Here is a 4,825-nt window from a genome sequence, read left to right as displayed (position 1 = left end):
CGATCTCGTGGCCGAGCCACTCGACGAGCAGTTCGATGAAGTTCCGTTCGTCGTCGGTGAAGGATTCGGTCACGCCAAGTCGGGTCGCCTCGATGGCCACGTCGCCGTCGGTCCGCTCGGTGTACAGCAGAAACGGGACGGACTCGTTTCGCTCCCGAACCGCTCGGAGGACATCGAGCCCGGTCTCCTCGTCGCCGCCACCGAGGTCGTACTCGCAGACGACACAGTCGACCTCGCCCGCGTCCAGTCGCCGAAGCACTTCCCGGCTCGTTTCGACCCGTTCGGCGTCGATGGAATCGCCATCCAACCCGGAGTTCTCACCAGCGACATGAACGGCCTGAACCGACGTTTTCCTGATTTTAGCCTCTTGGTCAGCATATACTTTCGTCTTACTTCGGTCCGAACCACCCACCTGACTAGGGCTTTTTTGGTATCTCCGGGAGAGATACCGCCATGTCCCTGCTGATCTACGGCGCCTACGGTTACACTGGCGAACTCATCGCCGAGGAAGCCGTCGACCGCGGCCTCGACGTCGTGGTCGCCGGCCGCAACGAGGTCCGAACCGACCACCTCGCCGCACGCCTCGGCGTTCCCGGCCGGGGATTCGGGGTCGGAGCGGCCGACGACCACCTCGACGATGTCGACGTCTGCCTCAACTGTGCCGGTCCCTTCGTCGAAACCTACGAACCGCTCGTCGAGGCGTGTCTGGAGACGGGAACCCACTACCTCGATATCACGGGCGAGTTGTCGGTCTTCGAGGCCATCGCCGAACGCGACCGCGAGGCCGAGAAGGCGGGCGTCTGTCTGCTCCCCGGTGTCGGCTTCGACGTGGTGCCGACCGACTGTCTGGCGGGCCACCTCCACGACCGCTTGCCCGAGGCCGACGAACTCCGTCTCGGGTTCGACCCCTCGGGGACGATCTCGAAGGGTACGCTCGCCTCGGTCATCGAACACGCCGACGCGGGCGGGAAGATCCGTCGCGACGGTCGTATCGTCGACGTGCCGACGGCTCACGAACGCCGACGGATCGACTTCGGTCGCGGCGAGCGCAACGCAGTCACCATCCCGTGGGGCGACGTCTCGACGGCCTACTACACGACCGGTATCGAGAACATCGAGACCTACACCGCCGTCCCGCCGCTTGTCGGGTCGGCCATGAAGCTCAGTCGGTTCACCGCACCGCTTCTCGGCATCCCGCCGGTCAAGGAAACCCTCCAGACGCTCGCCAGGACGTTCGTGGACGGACCGAGCGAGCGCCAGCGCGAGGAGGGCGCCTGCTACGTCTGGGGGGAGGCGACCGACGGCGAGACGACCGTCACCTCGCGACTGAAAACCCCCGAAACCTACGCGCTGACGGTCGATTCGGCGACGACGGCGGCCGAGGGCATACTGGAGGACGCACCGACCGGCTTCGAGACGCCCGCGGCGGCCTTCGGCCCGGAGTTCGTCCTCGACCTCGACGGCGTCGAGGGCTTCTTCGACGAATAGTCTCTCGACGCTCCATGTACTCGGCTCTCGTACCCTTTCGATAGCCATGGGAAAAGGCATACATCCGACGCCGCCACATGACCGGGTATGTATCGCCGGCCGCTGGTCACCGCCCTCGTCGCCCTCCTCGTCGTCGGCCTGTTCGCGCCGCCTGTCGTCGCCGCCAGCGGGGCCGACGACGAGGGGGCCACTCTCACCGCTCCCGTCGGCTTCGAATCGCCCGAGATCGACCGGTATCGCTCCGTCGTTCTCTCGTCGGGGCTTTCGCGAGCCGACACCGAGGGCATCCTCGAACAGCGCACTCGGAAGGCGGTATACGCCGCGATTCGTGAATCGCCGGGCGCGGACCTCGCGACGCTGGCCGACGCCGTCGGCGTGACGAAATCGACCGTCCGTTATCACGTCGACCTCCTCCGGGACGCTGGCCTCGTCGAGGCAGCCGAAGCAGGAGGTGCGCTCCGCTTTGCGCCCGCCGAGATGAACGCCGACCTCGCGGCCGCCACGAGTGCCGAACCGACCGACGCCGTTCTCGAAGCCGTCGCCGAGGCCGAACCCGCGTCCGTTCGGGACGTCGCGGCGGTGACCGGTCGGGCACAATCGACCGTTTCACATCACCTTTCGACGCTTGCCGAACGTGGCCTCGTCGAGCGCGAACGTACCGGTGAGGCAGTGGTCACTCGACTGACCGACGAGACGCGGGCCGTGGTAGCCGACGCTCCCATCCCCGCCGACGATTGATACGAATTGTTGTAACGAATTACCGGCGAGCGCCCGGTACGGTTCGGCGCTCGCCGGTAAAAGACTACAACGATCCGTATGAGCCGAGCTAGTCGGCCCTCGCTCAGCGGTTCGACGGCGCCAGTTCTTCTATCGTCCGCGTCGCCGTCTCGTCGTCGGCGTTGCTCGGAATCGTCACCATCGGGCGCGTCACGCAGTCGATGTCGGCGATCGCTCGGAGTCCGTCGCGTGCTTCCTCCGGCGTACCGGCGACGCCGAGCGCGTCGACCATCTCGTCGGTGACGGCCTCGACCGCGGTAGAGCGGTCGCCGGACCGCCACGCCGTCGCGACGGCCTCAGCTTCCTCGGGGAACAGTTCGGCGACGGCCCGCTCGTAGCCCTCGCCGCTGCCGACGTAGTAGGCGACGTGCCCGCGGATCACGTCCCTGGCGGCCTCGGTATCGTCGGCGACGGCTGCCGGGACGTACGGCACGACGTCGATGGTCGTCTCCCGGCCCGCCTTCTCGGCGTGCTCGCGGATGTACTCGTAGTTGTCCTGCAGAACGGGAAAGGGGATGTTGTGCGGAATCCACCCGTCACAGAGTCTCGCGACGACGCGCCTGTTGGCCTTCCCGAGCGCCGCGTGGTAGACCGGGACATCGGCTCCGAGAGCGGGGAAATCCTGCACCTCGAAGACCTCGCCCTCGTATTCGACGCGCTCGTCGCCGTCGAGGTAGGCCTTCGTCAGTTCGATGGTCTCGTGGGCCCGCCGGACCGGGTTCGGGTCGTCCCACTCGGCGCCATGGAGGTCCTCGATGGACTTCTTCGTGGAGGTGCCGACCCCCAGTTTGAACTGGCCGCCGGCGACGTCGTCGAGCGATGCCGCTGTCATCGCCAGCACCGCGGGCGTCCGCGAGAAGACGTTGAGGATCGCCGTCCCGAGGTCGATCTCGTCGGTTCGCGTCGCGATCTCGGTAAGTCGGACGACGCTGCTGGCACCCCACAGTTCGCCGAGCCAGAGGCCGTCGTAGCCGAGGTCCTCGGCCCGGGCCGCGAGGGCGCCGTCGTCCATCTCCGATACCATCGGTAACAGCAGGTCTGTCGGCATACCTGCGTCAATCCACCACGGTAGATATAAAATGACAGGCCGGTTCGCGGCCGACCGTCGCGGCAGATCACTCGCGTGCCCACCCTTTCGCTCGCTCGACGGCCTCGCTCCACCGTTCGTAGCGTCGGTCGATGTCAGCGGCGGAATCCGGCGAGAACTCCCTGTCGATTCGCCAGTTGTCCCGGAGTTCGTCGACGCTCTCCCAGTAGTCGACCGCCAGGCCAGCGGCGTAGGCCGCCCCGAGGGCGGTCGTCTCGTCGACGACGGGACGGACGATGTCGCTTTCGAGAATGTCGGCCTGCAGGCCACAGAGGAAGTTGTTCTTGACGGCACCGCCGTCGACCCGAAGGTCGGTGAGTTCGAGCCCGCTGTCCTCGACCATCGCCTCGACGACGTCGCGGGTCTGGTAGGCGATGGCTTCCAGCGTCGCCCGGACGATGTGGGCGCGTTCGGTCCCGCGGGTGAGGCCCACCATCGTCCCGCGTGCGCGTTGATCCCAGTGTGGCGCCCCGAGGCCGGTGAAGGCGGGCACGAAATAGACGCCGTCGGTCGAATCGACCTCGCGGGCCAGCCGTTCGGTCTCGGCGGGGTCGTCGATGAGGTCGACGTCTTCGAGCCAACCGATGGCCGCGCCGGTGACGAATATCGAGCCCTCGAGGGCGTACTGGACGGGTTCGCCGGAGCGCTGGAAGGCGACGGTCGTCAGGAGGCCGTGGTCCGAATCGACGGCCGTCTCGCCGGTATTCAAAAGAAGGAACGAGCCGGTGCCGTAGGTGTTCTTGGCGTCGCCGGCATCGAAACAGGTCTGTCCGAAGAGGGCTGCCTGCTGGTCGCCGAGCGCGGCCGCGACGGGGATTTCGGCACCGAAGGTCTCCTTGTCGGTGTAGCCGTAAATATCGGCGTCACTGGACGGTCGTACTTCGGGCAGGACGGCCTCGGGGAGGTCGAACTCCGCGAGCAGGTCGTCGTCCCATGCCATCTCGTGGATATCGAAAAGCAGGGTTCGGGAGGCGTTCGTGACGTCTGTGACGTGCTCGCCGGTGAGCTTCCAGACCAGCCACGAGTCGATGGTGCCGAACCGGAGGTCGCCGGCTTCGGCCCGCTCGCGCACGTCAGCGCCGCGGCCGCGGTCCGGTGCGATGGGGTCGGCGTTCTCGAGCAGCCACTCCAGTTTCGTCGCCGAGAAGTACGCATCCGGTTGAAGCCCGGTCTTCCGTCGGATGGCGGCCGCCCGGCCCTCCTGTTCGAGGCGCTCGACGCGTTCGGTCGTCCGCCGGTCCTGCCAGACGATGGCGTCGTGGACCGGTTCGCCCGTCTCGGCGTCCCAGAGGACGGTCGTCTCACGCTGATTCGCCACCCCGAGGGCGGCGATCTCGGCGGCGTCGATGCCGGCGGCGTCGATGGCCGAACGGAGTGTCGAGACGGCGTTTCCGTAGATCTCCTCGGGGTCGTGTTCGACCCACCCCGGTTCCGGATAGAACTGCTCGTGGGTCTCGTAGGCCTGCCCGTGGA

Annotated in this window: 5 protein-coding genes; 2 read left to right on the top strand and 3 right to left on the bottom strand. The window is 67.0% G+C overall.

Annotated elements, in window-relative coordinates; translation table 11 throughout:
- A partial coding sequence (locus V5A53_RS12930; RefSeq protein WP_332314034.1) for a response regulator occupies window positions 1–307 on the bottom strand: 307 nt, incomplete at its 3' end.
- Between the two features lie 146 nt (window positions 308–453).
- Between V5A53_RS12930 and V5A53_RS12925 the strand changes: the two genes are divergently transcribed.
- Window positions 454–1,488: a saccharopine dehydrogenase family protein gene (locus V5A53_RS12925; protein ID WP_332314033.1), complete on the top strand. Its 1,035-nt coding sequence runs from the start codon at window positions 454–456 to the stop codon at window positions 1,486–1,488.
- An 87-nt stretch (window positions 1,489–1,575) separates the two neighbouring features.
- Window positions 1,576–2,226, top strand: a complete 651-nt coding sequence (locus tag V5A53_RS12920) for a winged helix-turn-helix transcriptional regulator (RefSeq protein ID WP_332314032.1) — start codon at window positions 1,576–1,578, stop codon at window positions 2,224–2,226.
- A 103-nt stretch (window positions 2,227–2,329) separates the two neighbouring features.
- Here V5A53_RS12920 and V5A53_RS12915 read toward each other — a convergent pair whose 3' ends face one another.
- Both V5A53_RS12915 and glpK read right to left on the bottom strand, forming a co-directional pair.
- On the bottom strand, window positions 2,330–3,313 hold the full coding sequence (locus V5A53_RS12915; RefSeq protein WP_332314031.1) for an LLM class flavin-dependent oxidoreductase: 984 nt from the start codon (window positions 3,311–3,313) through the stop codon (window positions 2,330–2,332).
- Window positions 3,314–3,380: 67 nt separating this feature from the next.
- On the bottom strand, window positions 3,381–4,825 hold a 1,445-nt coding region (gene glpK, locus V5A53_RS12910; RefSeq protein WP_332314030.1), incomplete at its 5' end, for a glycerol kinase GlpK.

The sequence above is a fragment of the Natronomonas sp. genome (genome assembly GCF_036625485.1).
In the GTDB taxonomy this organism is placed as follows: Archaea; Halobacteriota; Halobacteria; order Halobacteriales; family Haloarculaceae; genus Natronomonas.
This window is presented reverse-complemented; position numbering and strand designations above follow the sequence as displayed.